This window comes from Chitinophaga hostae, from assembly GCF_018224885.1.
Classification (GTDB): domain Bacteria; phylum Bacteroidota; class Bacteroidia; order Chitinophagales; family Chitinophagaceae; genus Chitinophaga; species Chitinophaga hostae.
This window is the reverse complement of sequence record NZ_JAGTXB010000002.1, coordinates 98,054-117,090: the sequence shown is the minus strand read 5'-3', so window position 1 is coordinate 117,090 and position 19,037 is coordinate 98,054. Positions and strand designations below refer to the sequence as shown.

Sequence of the window (19,037 nt, the reverse complement as noted above, 5' to 3'; positions counted from 1 at the left end):
AAGATTAGCGAAGATATAAGCGGATTTCCGCTTTTATCTTCGCTAATCTTTTTAAAATCATCAGAGAAAAAATCATCGGGTCATCAAAATCAGTTTAATCCTGAGCAAGACAAAATCCAAATAATCGGCAAAAATGGTCGAATCCTCGACAAGACAAACCCGGCAATTCTGTTTTTATTCGTAATTTTACCACGACTCCGACAGGAGCTAAAGCAGTATAAATGAAACAGTTCTAAATCGTTCCGTCAAATTTAGTTTAACTCTGAATGTATGTCTAACCTGGAAAAACTGATTACACAGAAAACATTTGAAAGCGAAAATCAGCGTGGCCTGATCAGCCTGATTTTTGTCGGTAACTGGATAACGTCCCGTCACCAGCAGTTCTTCAAGCAATATGGCATTACTATGCAGCAGTACAATATACTGCGCATTCTTCGCGGACAACATCCCAAAGCGGCTAATATCAACCTGCTGAAAGAAAGAATGCTGGACAAAATGAGTGACGTTTCCCGCCTCGTGGAACGACTCCGCAAAGCTGACCTGGTAGAACGCAAAAACAGCGAGATGGACAGACGCGCAGTAGATGTTCGCATTAATGACAAGGGCCTCCAGCTGCTGAAAGTAATCGATGACGAAATCGGCCAACTGGATAATACCCTGAAATCATTAAACGAAAAAGAACTCATACAGCTGAATAAGCTGCTGGATAAAATGCTGGAAAGCTATCATTAAATTTCTTCCAGGTAGTTCAGATCTTTACCAAATGTTTCTTCCACCTTCCACGCGGTTACCAGTGCAATACCAATGCAGACAACTGCAACAACAGCACCGCTTTGCAGGAAAGTAAAGTAGTCCTGTACTTTTATAAACAACAGGGATATCAGGGGCAACATCCCCCTGGCGAAGTTAGGAACAGTAGTAGCCACCGTAGCCCTCAGATTGGTACCAAAACTCTCTGCTGCAATTGTTACAAAAATAGCCCAGAAGCCAACACTGAAGCCAAGTATAAAACACACAGTATAAAACACCCAGGTTTCCACACCATGTAAATTCAAATACACGGCAACCATCACGCCCGTTAGTACCAGGAACAGCAGCATCACCTTGCGGCGGCTTTTCCATAACTGGCTGACCAGGCCGGTAGTAAAATCACCCAATACCAGTCCTGCATAACAAAAGGCTACGGCATCGCCGGGACTGATAGCCCCCTGTACGTTCATAACGGCAGCAAACTTATTGGAAAAAGCAATAAGTATCCCTACTACAAACCAGGTAGGAGTACCCAGCAGCATACATTTCAGGTATTTAATAAAACGCTCCCTGTTGTTAAACAAAGCCATAAAACTTCCCCTGGAAGCGGTGGAAGCCTTTACCGCGTTAAACATATGCGACTCCATTACACTCACCCGCAGGATCAGCAAAGCCAGGCCCAGCCCACCGCCAATAAAATAACAAATGCGCCAGTCACCCACCAGTTTGGCAATCAGGTTGGCTGCCACGGCGCCGGAAACGCCTACAGTAGCCACTATCATAGTGCCATAACCTCTTTTTTCCTTTGGCAGAATTTCAGACACCAGGGTAATACCCGCACCCAGCTCCCCTGCCAGGCCAAAGCCGGCCACAAAACGCCATAGCACATATCCGTTGATGCCGTGCACAAAACCATTGGCAATATTGGCGATCGAATAAATAAGGATGGATCCAAACAACACGCTTAAACGACCTTTTTTGTCGCCGATAATCCCCCAGAAAATGCCGCCCACCAGCAAGCCCACCATCTGTATGTTGATCAGTAACATCCCTGCGCCGGCATCAATTTCACTCTGAGGCAATCCAAGTGATTTTAAACTCGGTACTCTTACAATGGTAAACAGCAAAAGGTCATAAATATCCACGAAATAGCCCAGTGAAGCCACTATTACAGCTATATTGAAAATAGAAACAGGACGATTGTCGGTTTTCATTTTTGTTTGGTTGATGATAATAATAACGGGAATTAATAAAAAAAGGGCCTCTTACGAGAGCCCTTTTAAAGATATAAAAAATTATAATGGAGAATCTGTTTTTTCTACTTCCGTGTGTGGGTGGGACGACTGGTGCTTTACTTTTCCAAAAACCACTTTGATCAGTACCGGTAAAGTGGTGATCAGCACAATTACCAGGATAATGAGTTCCAGGTGCTCTTTCAGATTCGGGAACAGTTTGTCGAGGTAATGACCTGCCAGCATCATCGAAAATACCCAGGCAAAGGACCCAATGATGTTAAAGAACATAAACTTTTTGCTTTCCATTCCCACAATACCTGCCACTATCGGAGCAAAGGTGCGGATAATGGGCAGGAAGCGGGCAAAGAAGATAGCGCCGCCACCATACTTTACAAAAAACTCGTGGGCCTGGTGCAGATGCTTCTTTCTAAAAAAGAAGGTGTCCTTCTTCTTAAATAATAAAGGACCCGATTTTTTACCAAACCAGAAGCCTACCATGTTACCCAGTACGCCGGCAACAGCAATTAAAAACATAATCACTACAAAAGGCATATCAAAAAAGCTGCGGCAAAGGTCTTCACTATAGATCCCCGCCACAAAGAGCAGCGAATCTCCCGGCAGAAAGAATCCGATAAAAAGGCCTGTTTCTGCGAAGATGATCGCCAGTAACAGGTAAAGGCCACCGTGTTCAATAATCCACGAGGGATTAATGAGGTGTTTAAAAAACTCAATAATCTGGTCCATGCTAGTACGCTATTTCTTTTTCTGAATTGGTAAAATAAACATTAATCTGTTAGGCATTTGTTAAGTTAGGCATTCGTGGCATCTCCGGGCGTAAGTTTATTTTCCCATTTGGACACAACAGCGGTGGCCATGGCGTTTCCGATTACATTGGTAGCAGAACGGCCCATGTCAAGCAAATGGTCTACCCCTAGCAACAGGATAAGCCCCGCTTCCGGAATATGGAACATGGACAGGGTACCGGCAATCACCACCAGGGAAGCACGCGGTACGCCCGCAATCCCTTTACTGGTAATCATCAATACCAATAACATCGTAATCTGCTGATCAATGCTCAGGTGCATACCATACGCCTGCGCTATAAATAAACTGGCAAAGGTCATATACATCATAGAGCCATCCAGGTTAAAAGAGTAGCCCAGGGGTAATACAAAGCTAACAATACGGCTGTCGCAGCCAAATTTTTCCAGTTCTTCCATAGTCCGTGGATAAGCCGCTTCGCTACTGGCAGTACCAAAAGCCAGCAACAACGGATCTTTAATGACGCCCAGCAAACGGAATACCGGCTTACCCAGTATCAGCCATCCAACAAAGGCGATCACCACCCACAAACTAAGCAAACCTATATAGAACTGTACAATGAACTTACCATAAGTAACCAGCACTACAGGGCCTTTTACAGCAATAATACCGGCCATAGCACCGAATACGGCGAAAGGCGCAAAATTCATTACAAAACCGGTTACCTTCAGCATGATATGCGCCACGCTATCCAGGAATTTCACCACCGGGTAAGCTTTTTCGCCAATGGAAGCAGCTGCCACACCAAAGAAAATAGCAAATACCACGATCTGCAGTATTTCATTATGCGCCATTGCATTCACCACACTATCGGGCACCACGTGCTGAAAAAAGCCTTTCAGCGTCATATCTGCTTTGGCAATACCGGAAGAAGCATGTTCATCGGGCAAAGGCAACTGCAGCGATAAACCCGGTTTCATCAGGTTTACCAATACCAAACCAAGAAACAATGATACAAAGGTTGCACTGATAAACCACAGCATGGTTTTTCCTCCAATACGGCCCACTGCTTTTATATCGCCCAGTTTGGCCACCCCTACCACCAGGGTAGAGAATACCAGCGGAGCGATGATCATTTTAACCAGGCGGAGGAAGATATCGGTCAGAATGGAGATATTATCGGCGAAGATCTGCGGAGTGTCTTTGGTACCGGCCGGAGGGGGAGGTACCTGGTTGCCGTAAATCAGGAATACGGCATAGCCGGTGCCTATTCCGATTAACATGGCAATGAAAATATAAAGGGTAAGCAGATTCGACGATTTCTTCATGCGGAGCGAGAATTTATCTTGTAATAATTAAAAGTTGTAACCGGAAAATTTCCCAAAAATAAGGTTAAGCAGCTAAAAACGCGCGTTAGTGGCCAAAATAAAAGTGTCCGTTTTTGATTTTAGATATTATATTTGGCGACTAACAACAACATAACTAAACTACCTTAAAACATCAACCACAATACCATCGCGTATGAGCAAACTTTTTGCTAAAAAACAACTATCCGTTTTAATGGCCGAAGCCGGAGAATCTGAAAAGGGTCTGAAAAGGACACTTGGAGCAGGATCCCTGGTAGCACTGGGTATCGGTGCTATTATCGGCGCCGGACTTTTTGTAAGAACAGCTGCTGCTGCAGGACAACATGCTGGTCCCGCCGTTACCATCTCCTTTATTATTGCCGCTATAGGCTGTGCACTGGCGGGTTTATGCTATGCCGAATTTGCCTCCATGATTCCTATTGCAGGAAGCGCCTATACTTATTCTTATGCCACACTGGGAGAATTCGTGGCCTGGATCATCGGTTGGGATCTGGTGCTGGAATACGCGCTGGGAGCTGCAACCGTAGCCATTGGCTGGTCACAGTACCTGAATAAGTTACTCACAAGCGTTTTTCACGTTACAATACCATATGAATGGTGTCATAGTCCCTTTGAAACATCCGACGCGGGTGTGCAGGGTATTATGAACGTTCCTTCCCTGTTTATCCTCCTGGCGCTTACTATGCTGCTGGTTAGAGGTACCCAGGGCTCCGCAATCGTTAATAATATTATCGTAATCACGAAGGTGGCCATCGTAATGCTATTCATCTTCCTGGGATGGAAATTTATCAATCCTGCTAATCATACACCTTTTACCATTCCAGCTACCGCTGGCAGCGTAAAAATGCACAATGGCCAGATCGTTGATTATTCTCACTTCTGGAATCACGGATGGGCAGGCGTGCTAAGGGGCGCCGGGGTGGTGTTCTTTGCGTTCATCGGGTTTGATGCGGTATCTACTGCAGCCCAGGAAACAAAGAATCCTAAGCGGAACATGCCTATCGGTATTCTCGTATCACTGGCCGTTTGTACATTATTATATATCCTGTTTTCATACGTATTAACCGGTATCGCACCCTTCACCGACTTCCTGAAAGCAGGCGGTGAAGCATCTGTTGCTTATGCTATTGATACCTATATGCCTGGTTATAGCTGGTTATCGCTTTTCATTACTGTAGCTATCCTGGCTGGATTCTCTTCCGTTATCCTGGTAATGTTACTCGGACAAACAAGGGTATTCTACTCCATGAGTAACGACGGACTGGTACCGGCTGTATTTGCCAAATTGCATCCTAAATACCGTACGCCTTACCGCTCACAATGGATGTTCTTCGTATTTGTATCCTTGTTTGCCGCCTTTATCCCGGACAATGTGGTGGGTGAAATGACCAGTATCGGTACCCTGTTTGCCTTTGTGCTGGTTTGTATAGGGGTTATTGTAATGCGTAAAAGCAACCCGGAAACTCCCCGTGCGTTTAAAACGCCGCTGGTACCATTTGTACCATTGCTGGGCGCTGCTTTCTGCCTTACTATGATCATCAGCCTTGGAATTGAAAACTGGACCCGCCTGTTTGTATGGCTGGGAATTGGCTTTGTGGTATACTTCGGCTACAGCGTAAAACACAGTAAAGCCCGTAAGGCACTGGATGAAATTAAGTAGTCCTGCTGCATATAAATTATAGTGAAAGCGGAGAACAAAGCGGAACATTACCTGTTCGTTTTGTTCTCCGCTTTCGTTAAATCCTAAATCCCGCTACGCCTAAATCTGAAAATCCTTATTTTTGCGTTCTATTTTTACAAGTCACTATAATTATATACCACCAAAATGGGAAGAATATTTGAAGTAAGGAAATCGACCATGTTTGCCCGCTGGGATAAGATGGCGAAAGCATTTTCAAGAATAGGAAAGGAAATAGCCATTGCTGTAAAGGCTTCCGGCCCTGATCCTGACAACAACCCCGCCCTCCGTCGCTGCATACTCAACGCCAAGAGTGTGAACATGCCGAAAGACCGTGTGGATGCAGCCATCAAACGTGCGATGGGTAAAGACAAAACGGATTACGAAGAAGTTGTTTACGAAGGTTATGCTCCCCATGGCGTAGCCGTAATCATTGATACCGCCACTGATAATACCACCCGCACGGTAGCCAACCTGCGTATGCATTTCACCAAAGGCGGAGGCAGCCTGGGCAACAGCGGATCCGTTGGTTTCCTGTTTAACCGGGTAGGTGAGTTTAAAATAAAGAACAAAGGACAAGACCTGGAAGAACTGGAACTGGAGCTGATTGATTTTGGTTTGGAAGAAGTAGGGGAAGACAGCGAAGGCAACATTATTATCCGGGCAGCATTCGGCGAATTCGGTAATATGGCCAAGGCCCTGGACGATAAAGGCATCGAAGTAATCAGTTCTGAACTGAAACGCATCCCCACCACTACAGTGGAGTTGAACGATGAACAGGCGAAAGAAGTGCTGGAACTGGTAGACCGCCTGGAGCAGGATGATGATGTACAGCAGGTTTTCTACAATCTGAAATAAATGACTGATGCTGTACCTATACCGGGACAGTATGTATAAAATAAAGAACGTCCGCCTTACAGGCGGACGTTTTTCCATTGGTTAACTTTCTAAACCGAAAAACAGCTAGACTTTAGCAATGGTGTGTGAACGGTCCAGGTCATCTGCAATAAACATAAGCCCTTTGCCATGGTAGGTTTCAAGCTTTACGGCTGGGTCTTGAGCGATGTGTTTACGGAGTCTGGTCAGGTAAACGTCCATTACACGTGATGCGAAGAAATCGTCCTGTCCCCAGATACAGGCCAGGATATCGTCTTTCTTCAATTTCTTATTAGAATTCTCGCACAGAAAGCGAAGCAGCTCCGCTTCTTTTGGGGCCATACGAACATGGGAATCGGCGCTTTTATGCCTGATATGATACTGAGAGTAGTCAAATACAAGGTTGCTGATGGTATACACAATACGGCGTTCACTTTTCAGCAAACGGCTGCGTTTCAGGTATACTTCCACCCTGCACAACAATTCCTGCATATTGAAGGGTTTCACAATGTAATCATCTGCCCCGGATTCGAAGCCCTGCAGCCTGTCCTGCTCCATATAGCGGGAAGAGGTAAAGATGATAGGCACGTTCACATCCATGGAGCGGATGTCTTCTGCCAGTGCGAAGCCATCTTTTTTGGGCATCACCACATCCAGCAGACAGAGATCGAAAACATGTTTTTGAAACTTTTCCCAGCCTTCAAGGCCGTTCTCACAAAGGGTAACGTTGTAGCCGGCACGTTCCAGTTGTCTTTTTACCACCTTGGCAAAAAAGATATCGTCCTCTGCCAAAAGAATGCTTGGTTGCATGTAACATTGGTTTTAAGCGAGTAAATAGATTTTAGTTGTAGGTACCTTAATAATGAGCGTATCAGGTACGTTTATTCAAAAATAAATAACATAATCATAACCCTGGTCGTTCATCCCTATTCACTTCTTCAGTGAACATTCATTTTAACCATTGTAACTGGTTTTATACCCCAGGAGTAATTATTTTCTGTTTGGTACGCCTTACTTATTAATAACCTATTTATTCGCTTAACGGGGTATTCCTAATTAATAATATTTTGCGGAATCCCTTCCAGGAAGGCTTTTACATTTTCAACCGTTGTGAACATTAATCGTTTTCTGGCGGCCTGGGTTGCCCAGGCAATATGTGGAGTGATAATAGTATGAGGTGCTTTTACCAGCGGATTATCCGCAGATGGAGGCTCTGATGATAATACATCCAGCGCGGCGCCGGCAATAATGCCTTCCTGTAATGCCGCCGCCAGGTCGGCCTCCCGGATCAAAGGCCCGCGGCTGGTATTAATCAGGAACGCCGTTTTTTTCATGATATGCAGCAAAGCAGTATTCACAAACTCTCTATTGGCCGCATTCAACGGGCAATGCAGGGATACAATATCCGCTTCGCGAAAACAGGTAGCCTGATCCACAAAAGCAACGCCACTCATAGCATCCCTTTCCGGATGCTTATGGCAGGCGATCACCTTCATGCCAAATGCCTGCGCAATACGCGCAACTGCCTGCCCTATCTGCCCCAAACCTACTATACCCAGCGTGCTGCCAGCCAGCTCTGTTAAAGGCGTTTTCCAATAACTGAAATCCCCGCTCTTAGCCCACTCCCCTGCCCGCACACTATCAGCATGCAAACCCGTATGATGGCATAATTCCAATATCAGGGCAAATGTTAACTGCGCCACGGAGGCGGAACTATAAGCAGGTACATTGGTCACAGGAATCTGACGACTTCTGGCAGCAACCGTATCTACCACATTGTAACCGGTAGCTGTTACGCCAATGTATTCCAACCGGGTCGCCTCCCGGATAGCCGTTTCATTTACAATGGCCTTATTGGTTAATATAATATGCGCATCCTTTATCCGCTCCGCCACTGTCGCTTCCGGCGTTCGATCATATAAAGTTACATTGCCCAATGCCTGCAACGCACGCCAGTCAAGATCTCCGGGATTCAACGTATAACCATCCAATACTACAATATTCTTCATGCGCATTATTTTTTAAGCATACATTTTTTCAAACTTGTCCAGCGTCACCTGTTCTTCGGGCTCATAGATATGATAGTAAGGCTTGTCACCCATATAACTCGCCCATAAGGAAAAGCGGCTGGGCGGACCAATAATATAATCGCATTGCGACATGAGGTAATGGTCCGTCTTTACATTATTGCGGGAAATAATAAGGTTACCGAAATGACTGCGATATACCGCCTCGTTCAGCACCGGGTCATTCGTAAAAATAATCAGCTTATAATCGCGGCCCAATGCGTTTACCAACTCACCAACCTTATCGATATATAAGGCATCGTCATAAAAATACCTGCCATCCAGGTATTCTTTATAATCACCTCTTCTGATATGCACAGCGATCAATAACTGATCATTTGTTTTAGTGAGATAGCTCTTCTGCATCTCTGCCTTATCTACATCCGGTGCAAACAAATGCTGGTATACTTTCCGGTATTTTATCATCAGATCAGTATGCCTGAAATACCAGCCCTCGCAGTACAACGTTGTTTCCCTGCTGTTTAAAATATAATCATCATAGGCCGGTACCTTGTCGAGATCATCAAAATCAACCGACTTAATCATTTTCCATTTCAACTTTTTCTTCAGCAGCTTACGGGTCAGATAATCCATCAGTTTACTGCGCCCATGTTCATTCAGATGCGGATAATCCTTATAATAGGATTGCATATAAGGATTCACAAACTTTATCTCATGCTCTCTGCAAAACGCATCAAAGTAAGCATGCTGAAAAAAAATATTGCTGGTTTGTCCGTATGGACGCGTTAAAATAATTTTCTTGTTAAGCATTGTTTTCTTTACCTGATCATAAATATATAGAATTAAAATCTGGCGTTATCCTATATTCATTGTCCCGTTATCAACTATATTTATTCTTCATACACTATATCCATGTTAAAATTTATTTCAAAATCCCATTCATCCTTAATGGACTCAGCGTCTCTCGGCGATTTAATCGACAACCTCGATGCACGTATCAGCAGCCCTGCATTGAATAGCCTGGTAGATACGCTTAACAAACATTACAGCAAAATAAGGTGTTCCAGCCACAAGGATGCAGTAGTAACCGTACAGGTAGATTATTTGGGGCTTGGGGAAAAGCAGCTGACGTTTAAAATGATAGCATGCTGTTGCGATAAATTTGAGGCAGAGTTGCAGGAGAAACTGGGAGACATAAAAATGCGGGAGTAGATAACCTGGTGTGAAATAATCATTAACTCCAATTCTCTTCCTTCTCACATCAAAAAAATACTCCCACCTTTGCTGCGCCATAATAGCAAAACACTACTAAGCCTACCAACTGCTTAATTTTAAAGAAGCCATCATTTCAGCAAACACATGCTGTGATGATGGCTTCGCCTATTGTGAGCACCCGCAAAAAAAAGCCGGCTTCTGCTGAAGAAACCGGCTCCTTTTATATTAATCAGCTGTTATTCCTGCATCATTTCCATAACTGCTTTTACCACCTGTTCCGTATTAGGTTTAGAGAAATAGTCTCCGTCGGAGCCATAGGCAGGGCGATGCGCCTGTGCACTCATGGTACGCGGAGCCACATCAAGCCAGCGGTATCCGCCCTGGTTTTCGATCACCTGCTGGAACATATAAGCGGTGCCACCACCCGGTACATCTTCATCTATAAAGAGGATGCGATTGGTTTTCTTTAATGATTCCACAATGCTGTGGTGAATATCGAAAGGCAGCAAAGTTTGTACATCGATCAGTTCACAGGAAACCCCCATTTCAGCCAATGTTACCATAGCTTCTTCAACAATGCGCGTCATAGAACCATATGTTACAATAGTAACATCTGATCCTTCCTGCAATATTTCAGGGATACCTAATGGTACGGTGAATGTTTCCATATTGGCAGGTACCTTTTCCTTTAAACGATAACCGTTTAACGATTCAATTACCAGTGCTGGTTCATTCGCCTGCAGCAGGGTGTTATACATACCTGCCGCCTGTACCATATTACGTGGCACGCATACATACATACCGCGCAGGGAATTAATGATCATGCCCATCGGAGATCCGCTGTGCCAGATACCTTCAAGGCGATGCCCGCGGGTACGTACAATGATCGGGCAATGCATGATGCCTTTGGTGCGGTATTGCAGGGAGGCAACATCATCACTGAGTGGTTGTAAACCATACAACAGGTAGTCGAGATATTGTATTTCCGCAATCGGGCGAAGACCACGTAATGCCATACCAATACCCTGTCCCATGATAGTGAGTTCACGTATACCGGTATCGGCTATACGATCTTTTCCATGTTTCTGCTGTAAGCCGGCGAAGCCCTGGTTTACGTCACCAATTTTACCAACGTCTTCCCCGAAAGCAAATACCTTCGGATTGTTGGTAATCAGCTGATCAAAATATTTATTCAGAATTTCATAGCCGTTTACCGTGATGCTGTCTGCGTCGTAAGCAGCGTCAACAACAGGAACATTCAGTGCAGAGTTTACACCGGTAGCATATAGATAGGAGTTGTAATTATCCTTTTCGCTTTGCAGATACTCATCGTAATACTGCTGTAAAGCGGCTATGGCAGGATCCTGTTTGAGGTGCCCATGCTTCAGCAGGATGGTGGCAGCGGCCTTCAAAATATCCCGGCGAAGTGGTTCGCGGTTATGCTGAAGATCACGGATAGCAGTACTGATCATACTTACATCAACGCCTGCAGTTGACAGCAGCGGCGTTGCCAGTGATATGAAAGACTGTACATGTTCCTTAATAGGCGTAATATATTTTTCCCAGGCCGTCTTGCGGGCTTCCTGTGCTTTTACTTTTGCTTCCGCCTCTACTGCCAGCAATGTTTCCTCATCGCACAAAGCGTTTTCAATAATCCAGGAACGCATTTTAACGTTACAGTCGAATTCCCTTTCCCAGGAAAGGCGTTCCTTACTTTTATAACGCTCATGAGAACCACTGGTAGAGTGACCCTGGGGCTGCGTTATTTCCTCTACGTGAAACAGCGCCGGGATATGTGTTTCGCGGATTTTGCGGATGGCTGCTTCAAACACTTCGCACATGCCTGCGTAATCCCATCCTTTAACATTGTAGATATCAAAACCGTTCGAATCTTCCGTTTTCCGGAATCCTTCGAGGGCAGCACTGATAGAGTTTTTAGTGGTCTGGTATTTACGGGGAACAGAAATGCCGTAGCCGTCGTCCCATACAAATACTGCCAGTGGCACCTGCAGAACGCCGGCTGCATTCATGGTTTCCCAGAAATGACCTTCAGACGTTGAGGCATCGCCGATGGTAGCGAAACATATTTCATTCCCGTTATTAGACAGTCCTTTATATTGATGGAGGTTTTCTACCTCACGAAACATTTTGGAGGCATATGCCAGGCCCAATGCACGGGGCATTTGTGCGGCCGTTGGCGCCATATCCGCGGCAGAGTTTTTCATTTGCGCCAGGTCCAGCCAGTTGCCATCTTTACCCAGGTTGGGCGTGGCATAGTGGGAATTCATCTGACGGCCGCCCGAAAAAGGATCATTTTTCAGGTCCGGATCTGCGTATAACTGCGAAAAAAATTGTTCAGGGGTAGCGATACCTGTGGCAAATGCAACGGTTTGGTCGCGGTAATAACCGGAACGAAAGTCCCCTGGCTGAAAGTATTTTGACATTGCGATCTGCGCCACTTCCTTTCCATCTCCAAAAATGCCAAACTTTGCTTTACCTGTAAGCACTTCCTTACGGGCCAGCAGACTAATCTCCCTGCTATCACAGGCCAACCTGTAATCATTTAGCACTTCCTTACGGAATTCTTCGAATGACAACCGGCTTTCTAAATTCATAGCTAGTTCGTTATTTTCTATCATGCCTCATGGTTAAAGTACAAAAGTAAGGTTAATTATACAGTAGAAAAATGGCATGAAACCTTCATTTAAAATAATCTGATTTTTTTTAATGGGAATTTAATAAATTGTAAGGTTTATAATGCTTTTTGGCCGTAAATTTGTTCTTACCAAGAAAGATATCAATATTTTTTAACCGGTCGCTTTAAAACCATCATATGAAAATGAAAAAGTTTATCTTATCCCTGTTTGCGAGCATGCTGCTGACTACAGCGTTGTGGGCTCAGACCACAACGACCCAGAATCCGGCAGATACAAAAGTAAAATTTGTAAAAGAAACCGTTGATTTTGGCAAAACTGAATTAAACAAACCGGTAACTGCTGATTTCGAATTCACCAACATTTCAAAAGAACCAATTCTGATTGAAGCTGCCCGTGCCAGCTGCGGTTGCACTACTCCTAAATGGACACAGGAACCTATTCTGCCTGGTAAAAAAGGTAAAGTTACCGCGACATACAGCGCTAACGGTGTAGGTCAACAGAATAAAACCATCTGGGTTAAGTTCAGAGGCGTGGATCAGGATAAAGAACTGCACCTGACAGGTACAGTTGGTTCCAACAACAAGTAACAGTCCACACTTTCAACATACTAAGACCTTACAGCACAATGTGCTGTAAGGTTTTTTGTTGCCCATACGATCCACTATCTTTGCACACCAAGAATCAAAACAATTTTATGCCTACCATTAGCCAGAGGGGTGAGCAAATGCCACCTTCTCCCATCAGAAAACTAGTACCATTCGCCGAAGCAGCCAAGAAAAGAGGTGTGAAGGTATACCACCTGAACATCGGCCAACCGGATATCGAAACTCCCAAACCAGTATTGGATGCGGTGCGTCATTCCGATTTTAAGATCCTGGAGTATAGTCACAGCGCCGGAAACGAGAGCTATCGCCGGAAACTGGTGACTTACTATGAAAGATTCAATATCTCCCTTCACCACAACCAGATCATTGTTACCACCGGTGGCTCCGAAGCAATTGTGTTTGCTTTCATGGCCTGCCTGGATCCGGGAGACGAAGTAATTGTTCCCGAACCATTTTATGCCAACTACAATGGCTTTGCTGTTGAGGCAGAAGTAAAGATTAAAACCATTACCGCCAGTATCGAAACCGGCTTTGCGTTACCTGCTATGGCTGATTTTGAAAAAGCTATTACACCGCGTACCAGGGCTATCCTTATCTGTAACCCCAATAACCCAACCGGTTACCTGTACAGTAAGGAAGAAATGGAAGTATTGAAGCAATTGTGCCTGAAATATAACCTGTTCCTCTTCTCTGATGAGGCTTACCGGGAATTTTGCTACACCGGCCAGCACTTCTCTGCTATGAACCTGGAAGGTATGGACGAAAATGTGATCCTGATGGATACCATTTCCAAAAGATACAGTGCCTGCGGTGGGCGTATAGGCGCCTTCGTAACCAAAAACCAGTCAGTGCTCGATGCTGCCATGAAATTTGCTCAGGCCCGTCTGAGCCCGCCTTCCTTTGCCCAAATAGCCGGCGAAGCCGCGGTAGATCTGCCGGCAGACTATTTTGATGGTATCAAAGCCGAATACCTGAGCCGCAGGGATATCCTCGTCAGCATGCTGAATAAAATTCCCGGTGTGTTTTGCCCTAATCCCGGTGGAGCATTCTACGCGATGGCCAGTTTGCCGATTGATGATTCGGATAAATTCTGCCAATGGATGCTGGAATCCTTCTCCCATGAAGGCCAAACTGTGATGATGGCGCCTGCTACCGGCTTTTATGCCACGCCTGGACTGGGTAAAAACGAAGTCCGGCTGGCTTATGTATTAAATACAACCGACATTAGTCATGCAATGGTCTGCCTGGAAAAAGCGCTTGAATTGTACCCGGGTAAAATTTCCAAATAATTTTTGCCTGGATGCAAGAGATAAAATTCAATGGGAAAGAGCAAAAACATATTATAAATAATTTAATGTTTTGTTTTTATGTCAAAAACACAATTATTTAATATCGATTGCTTGGAATTTTCATATTTTGTTTCGTATATTTGATACATAAATAACAACAACGATCGAAAAAATCAAATAATAAAAATATTTACATATACGATGGACTGCAAAATCTAAACTTGTTTAAGAAAAATTTAACCTGCATTATTTCTTAGAACGTTTATTTGGTCCGACCTTTGAAATGTTATACAAAAGGAGATTTATCAATCTTCTGTAAAACTCAAAGATTAACTAAAACGTTTTAGCAAAATATCGTATTTTTGTATCAGTTTTTCATAACGTGGAATTTATAAAGGCAAACGGCTCTGATCACAGAGCCGTATTTTTTTGCCCTAAACCTTCGATTTTCTTTTCAAAACGGAAAAAACACCCTTTTCGGGTTGCAACACCTAAAAATATTCACTCAATCGTTTACCTTTTTTCTATAATATTGTTATGTAATAAAACGGGCGGAAGAACTAACACTATGTGTTATGGTAATTTCGTTTGTTTTCATAACGTGGAATTTTAAAATGCAACGGTCCCGATTCCTCGGGACCGTCTCGCTTTTATAGCTTTATGCTTTCGCCTTTAAGCCTTGTGCTTCTTAATCATTTCAAAAAAGTCGTCAAACAGGTAACGGCTATCGAATGGACCGGGAGTTGACTCCGGGTGATACTGCACGCTGAATGCCGGTTTATTCCGGATGCGGATACCTTCTACAGAATTGTCATTCAGGTTAACGTGAGTTATTTCCACGTTTTCGCTGGCAGCTACTGCTTTAGGGTCTACGGCAAAACCATGGTTCTGGGTAGTGATTTCGCACAACCCGGTTTTCAGGTTCTTTACCGGGTGATTTAATCCACGGTGGCCATGGTGCATTTTATATGTTGGAATACCATTGGCCAAGGCCAGCAGCTGATGCCCGAGGCAGATACCAAACATTGGTCTTTCTGCTGCCAGGATCTGCTTTACCGTATCCACCGCATAAGTGAGTGGAGCCGGATCACCAGGACCATTGGAGATAAAATATGCGTGGGGTTTGAACTCCTCACATACTTCAAATTTTGTATCAGTTGGATATACCTGCAGGTAAGCTCCTTTATCGGACAGGCATTTCAGCATATTTCTTTTTACGCCATTGTCCAGCACTGCAATGCGGATCTCTGCTGCCGGATCGCCTACATTGTATACCTCCGGGGTAGTTACCTCTTTGCATAATGCCAATCCTTCCATGGACGGCACTTTTGCCAATTCGGCTTTTAGCTGATCGATATCCAGGATAGCGGAAGAAATGATACAGTTCATCGCACCTTTACTGCGGATATGAGAAACGAGCGCGCGGGTATCGACATCGTATATCGCCACCAGGTTATTATCGGCCAGGAACGTTTCCAGCGACTCATCGGCCATTTTCCTGGAATAGTTATACGCGATATTCTTTGCGATCAAACCATTGATCTTAACGCTGCTGCTCTCTACGTCATCCTTTTTGGTACCGTAGTTCCCGATGTAGCAGTTGTTCATTATAAGCACCTGTCCTTTGTAAGAAGGGTCCGTAAACACTTCCTGGTAACCCGTCATACCGGTATTGAAAGCTAATTCACCGGCAGCAGTGCCAATTTTCCCAAAAGCTTTTCCCTGAAAAACCGTACCGTCGTCTAACAGCAGTATGGCAGGTTGGATGGTTCTTGTCTGAGGCATTTCTGGTATCTGTGTTGTTTTATATTTTAAAAAAAACCTTCAAGGGTACAATAAGCCCTGAAGGTTCGGATAAAAAACCGTGCAAAGGTATGAAATGCAACAGTTAAATACAGATTTTTTTTACCAGAAAAGAAGATCTTATTTAATTTTTACTGATTTTAGGATTCTTTGTGCTACCTGGTGGCCCACCTGATCATCTTCCCGATAGTTAATCTGTATTTGCCAGCGGCTGCTTCCTTTCGTCATCACGAGATTACAAAAAGCCAGGCGGATTCCGCCTTTGTAAAGGTAGCTTCCTTCTTCGAGTACGCCCCTCATGCCGGAAATCAGTACGGGCACGGACTTGCAGTCCATTTCCGTGGCTGTTTCGCTCAGTTGCATGCTATTATGCGAAGCAGCTACTGCTTCTTCCAGGCTGTTGGCCACATTGGCCAGGTAACTAAACATATTCACCGCGATGCGGATGCCACCACCATCTTCATTTCTATAGCTTTTGGCATATTCTATCACTTTTGCTTCCTCCCCTTCCATAGGCTGATCATGCACCCACAACTTTACCGGCGTGCTGATTTCAAGTGCCTGCCGGCCTATTGTAGCGGTTTGCCAACTATTATACAGGGAGCTGGCGGGTACTTTCGGATATATAAAAGTGAACACGGCCCGTTTACCGAATAATGTCCCGGTTACAGCGAGCAACAGCATAAAAACTGAAAAAAACAGTATCACCTTTCCCCTGTTCACAGGCTGCAGCTGTTTTTTCGCCCAGGCAAGCAGGAAGTTTGATTTTTCTGTTTTGGGAGAGATGCCCACCTGCCGGGTATACTCCTGGAATGAGGCCATGGGATAGCGCTTCCGCCAGTCTGCAAAATTTTGTGGCAGTTTTTTACCGCAGTCATTACAAAAGGTAAGGTATTCTGATTTTAGTGGGTTGGCATGTCCGCAGCCATCACAGTGCAGGTATTTCATAGGAGTATAATTCTAACGACTGTAATATTACGAAATTTATGTATCTAACAGGGCATAAAAAAGGACAAAGCTAAGCTTTGTCCTTTTTTCGTATCGATCAGAATAAGATTACTCAGCAGATTTTTCTTCTGTTGCAGTATCAGCAGCTTTAGTTTCAGTTGCTTCTTCTGCTTTCTTCTTAGCACCACCGGCACGACGGGTTTTCTTAGCAGCAGCTTTTTCTTCTGTTTTACCATAGATTTCGTTGAAATCTACCAGTTCAATCAGTGCAACTTCTGCGTTATCCCCATGACGTTTGCCCAGTTTAATGATACGGGTGTAACCACCAGGACGGGTAGCTATTTTCTCACTGATCGCACCGAACAGTTCCTTGATAGCTTCTTTATCCTGCAGGTAGCTGAACACGATTCTACGGTTATGGGTAGAATCAGTTTTTCCCCTTGTCAGCAGCGGCTCAACATACACACGCAGGGCTTTTGCCTTTGCCAGTGTAGTGGTGATACGTTTGTGGCTGATCAGTTCGCAAGCCAGATTGGACATCAGGGCTTTACGGTGGGAAGCAGTTCTGCTTAATTTGTTTAATTTAACTCCGTGACGCATGACATTTTTGTTTTAACCCTTACACCGTGTCAGGAATTGTAAGGTATGTTGAAATGTTAGCTATTAGCCGTTAGCTTTTAGCCTTTAATTGTTTGATAAAAAATTTTAGCCTTTGATAGTTAGCTTTAGCAGCTAAAGATCAAAGGCTAAATATTTTGAAATTATTCTTCTTCCAGTTTCAGCTTGGATAAGTCCATACCGAAGTGCAGACCTCTTTCGCCTAATACTTGTTCAATTTCGCTGAGGGATTTCTGGCCGAAGTTTCTGAACTTCATCAGTTCTTCCTGTTCGTATTGTACCAGTTCGCTGAGGGAATTGATTTTAGCTGCTTTCAGACAGTTGAATGCACGCACACTCAGATCGAGATCTTCCAGTGGTGTTTTCAGGATCTTACGCAGTTGCAGTGTTTGTTCGTCCACTACATCTTCTTTTTCAGTGTCTTTTGTATCAAAGCTGATGTTTTCATCAGTAATGATCATCAGGTGCTGAATCAGGATGCGGGAAGCTTGTTTAACTGCTTCTTCCGGATGGATAGTACCGTCTGTGATCACCTCCATTACGAGTTTCTCATAGTCAGTTTTTTGTTCCACACGGGTGTTTTCTATACTGTACTTTACGTTTTTGATCGGCGTAAAGATAGAGTCGATCGCGATGTAGCCGAATACTGCATCCTTGGGTTTGTTTTCCTCAGCCGGAACATAACCACGGCCTTTACCGATAGTCAGTTCGATATCCAGCTTGGCAGAAGGATCCAGGGTGCAGATTAACAGCTCTGGATTCATGATCTGGAAAGCGCTGGTGGCTTTTTCAATCATATCCGCACGAAATTCTGTTTTACCCTTGATCGACAGCGTGATCTTTTCGTTCGTTACATCGCTCTCAGAGATTCTTTTGAAACGAACCTGTTTCAGATTCAGAATGATCTCAGTAACGTCTTCCGTAACACCTTTCAGTGTAGCGAACTCGTGATCAGCTCCTTCAATTTTAATACCCACAATGGCATAGCCCTCCAAAGAAGACAACAGTACGCGACGTAACGCATTACCGACAGTCACAGCATAACCTGGTTCTAATGGACGGAATTCGAATTGAGCTTCAAAGTCGGTAGACTTCTGCAATACGATCTTATCAGGTTTCTGGAAATTTAAAATTGCCATTGATATGATAGATTTATTTGTTAAATATGAGGTTAGTCCATGACCTTTGGCCATGGACTAATTATTTA

The 19,037-nt window shown here is 44.3% G+C and carries 17 protein-coding genes; 6 read left to right on the top strand and 11 right to left on the bottom strand.

The window, feature by feature from the left end:
• Positions 1-270: 270 nt before the first annotated feature.
• Complete coding sequence (locus KE626_RS04705) at positions 271-732, top strand: MarR family winged helix-turn-helix transcriptional regulator (protein ID WP_211971723.1); 462 nt, start codon at positions 271-273, stop codon at positions 730-732.
• Here the strand turns inward: KE626_RS04705 and KE626_RS04700 are convergent.
• The 3 genes from KE626_RS04700 to KE626_RS04690 form a co-directional block, all read right to left on the bottom strand.
• A complete protein-coding gene (locus KE626_RS04700) occupies positions 729-1,964 on the bottom strand; it encodes an MFS transporter (RefSeq protein ID WP_211971722.1) in 1,236 nt (411 codons plus the stop codon). The genes KE626_RS04705 and KE626_RS04700 overlap by 4 nt on opposite strands.
• 81 nt (positions 1,965-2,045) lie before the next feature.
• Positions 2,046-2,729 (bottom strand): DedA family protein, encoded by a 684-nt coding sequence (locus KE626_RS04695; protein ID WP_211971721.1) that lies wholly within the window; start codon positions 2,727-2,729, stop codon positions 2,046-2,048.
• Between the two features lie 65 nt (positions 2,730-2,794).
• The gene (locus KE626_RS04690; protein ID WP_211971720.1) at positions 2,795-4,075 is read right to left on the bottom strand and encodes a dicarboxylate/amino acid:cation symporter; all 1,281 of its coding nucleotides are present in this window, start codon (positions 4,073-4,075) and stop codon (positions 2,795-2,797) included.
• Between the two features lie 193 nt (positions 4,076-4,268).
• Here KE626_RS04690 and KE626_RS04685 point away from each other — a divergent pair, with 193 nt between their 5' ends.
• On the top strand, positions 4,269-5,774 hold the full coding sequence (locus KE626_RS04685; RefSeq protein WP_211971719.1) for an amino acid permease: 1,506 nt from the start codon (positions 4,269-4,271) through the stop codon (positions 5,772-5,774).
• Positions 5,775-5,939: 165 nt separating this feature from the next.
• Positions 5,940-6,650, top strand: a complete 711-nt coding sequence (locus KE626_RS04680) for a YebC/PmpR family DNA-binding transcriptional regulator (RefSeq protein WP_211971718.1) — start codon at positions 5,940-5,942, stop codon at positions 6,648-6,650.
• A gap of 105 nt (positions 6,651-6,755) precedes the next feature.
• Here the strand turns inward: KE626_RS04680 and KE626_RS04675 are convergent, their stop codons facing one another.
• From KE626_RS04675 to KE626_RS04665, 3 genes are all read right to left on the bottom strand, one after another.
• Positions 6,756-7,478: a response regulator transcription factor gene (locus KE626_RS04675; RefSeq protein ID WP_211971717.1), complete on the bottom strand. Its 723-nt coding sequence runs from the start codon at positions 7,476-7,478 to the stop codon at positions 6,756-6,758.
• A 242-nt stretch (positions 7,479-7,720) separates the two neighbouring features.
• Positions 7,721-8,677 carry a D-2-hydroxyacid dehydrogenase gene (locus KE626_RS04670; RefSeq protein ID WP_211971716.1) on the bottom strand — a complete coding sequence of 319 codons (957 nt, stop codon included), beginning with the start codon at positions 8,675-8,677 and terminating at the stop codon, positions 7,721-7,723.
• Between the two features lie 12 nt (positions 8,678-8,689).
• The gene (locus KE626_RS04665; protein ID WP_211971715.1) at positions 8,690-9,505 is read right to left on the bottom strand and encodes an alpha-1,2-fucosyltransferase; all 816 of its coding nucleotides are present in this window, start codon (positions 9,503-9,505) and stop codon (positions 8,690-8,692) included.
• Positions 9,506-9,643: 138 nt separating this feature from the next.
• On the opposite strand from KE626_RS04665, the gene KE626_RS04660 reads away from it, so the two are divergent.
• Positions 9,644-9,907: a hypothetical protein gene (locus KE626_RS04660; RefSeq protein ID WP_211971714.1), complete on the top strand. Its 264-nt coding sequence runs from the start codon at positions 9,644-9,646 to the stop codon at positions 9,905-9,907.
• A gap of 239 nt (positions 9,908-10,146) precedes the next feature.
• Here the strand turns inward: KE626_RS04660 and KE626_RS04655 are convergent, their stop codons facing one another.
• Positions 10,147-12,525 (bottom strand): alpha-ketoacid dehydrogenase subunit alpha/beta, encoded by a 2,379-nt coding sequence (locus KE626_RS04655; RefSeq protein WP_249207269.1) that lies wholly within the window; start codon positions 12,523-12,525, stop codon positions 10,147-10,149.
• Between the two features lie 224 nt (positions 12,526-12,749).
• On the opposite strand from KE626_RS04655, the gene KE626_RS04650 reads away from it, so the two are divergent.
• Positions 12,750-13,154, top strand: coding sequence for a DUF1573 domain-containing protein (locus KE626_RS04650; protein WP_211971712.1), 405 nt, complete (start codon positions 12,750-12,752; stop codon positions 13,152-13,154).
• A 107-nt stretch (positions 13,155-13,261) separates the two neighbouring features.
• Entirely contained in the window at positions 13,262-14,461 is a 1,200-nt protein-coding gene (locus tag KE626_RS04645) for a pyridoxal phosphate-dependent aminotransferase (protein ID WP_211971711.1), read from the top strand.
• Positions 14,462-15,133: 672 nt separating this feature from the next.
• On the opposite strand, the gene carA is transcribed toward KE626_RS04645, so the two are convergent.
• The 4 genes from carA to KE626_RS04625 all read right to left on the bottom strand — a co-directional run bounded on the left by carA (position 15,134) and on the right by KE626_RS04625 (position 18,969).
• Positions 15,134-16,246 carry a glutamine-hydrolyzing carbamoyl-phosphate synthase small subunit gene (carA, locus tag KE626_RS04640; protein WP_211971710.1) on the bottom strand — a complete coding sequence of 371 codons (1,113 nt, stop codon included), beginning with the start codon at positions 16,244-16,246 and terminating at the stop codon, positions 15,134-15,136.
• A 138-nt stretch (positions 16,247-16,384) separates the two neighbouring features.
• Positions 16,385-17,212, bottom strand: coding sequence for a hypothetical protein (locus tag KE626_RS04635; RefSeq protein ID WP_211971709.1), 828 nt, complete (start codon positions 17,210-17,212; stop codon positions 16,385-16,387).
• A 108-nt stretch (positions 17,213-17,320) separates the two neighbouring features.
• Positions 17,321-17,812 (bottom strand): 50S ribosomal protein L17, encoded by a 492-nt coding sequence (gene rplQ, locus KE626_RS04630; RefSeq protein WP_211971708.1) that lies wholly within the window; start codon positions 17,810-17,812, stop codon positions 17,321-17,323.
• A 161-nt stretch (positions 17,813-17,973) separates the two neighbouring features.
• Positions 17,974-18,969: a DNA-directed RNA polymerase subunit alpha gene (locus KE626_RS04625; protein WP_079470750.1), complete on the bottom strand. Its 996-nt coding sequence runs from the start codon at positions 18,967-18,969 to the stop codon at positions 17,974-17,976.
• Positions 18,970-19,037 lie beyond the last annotated feature (68 nt).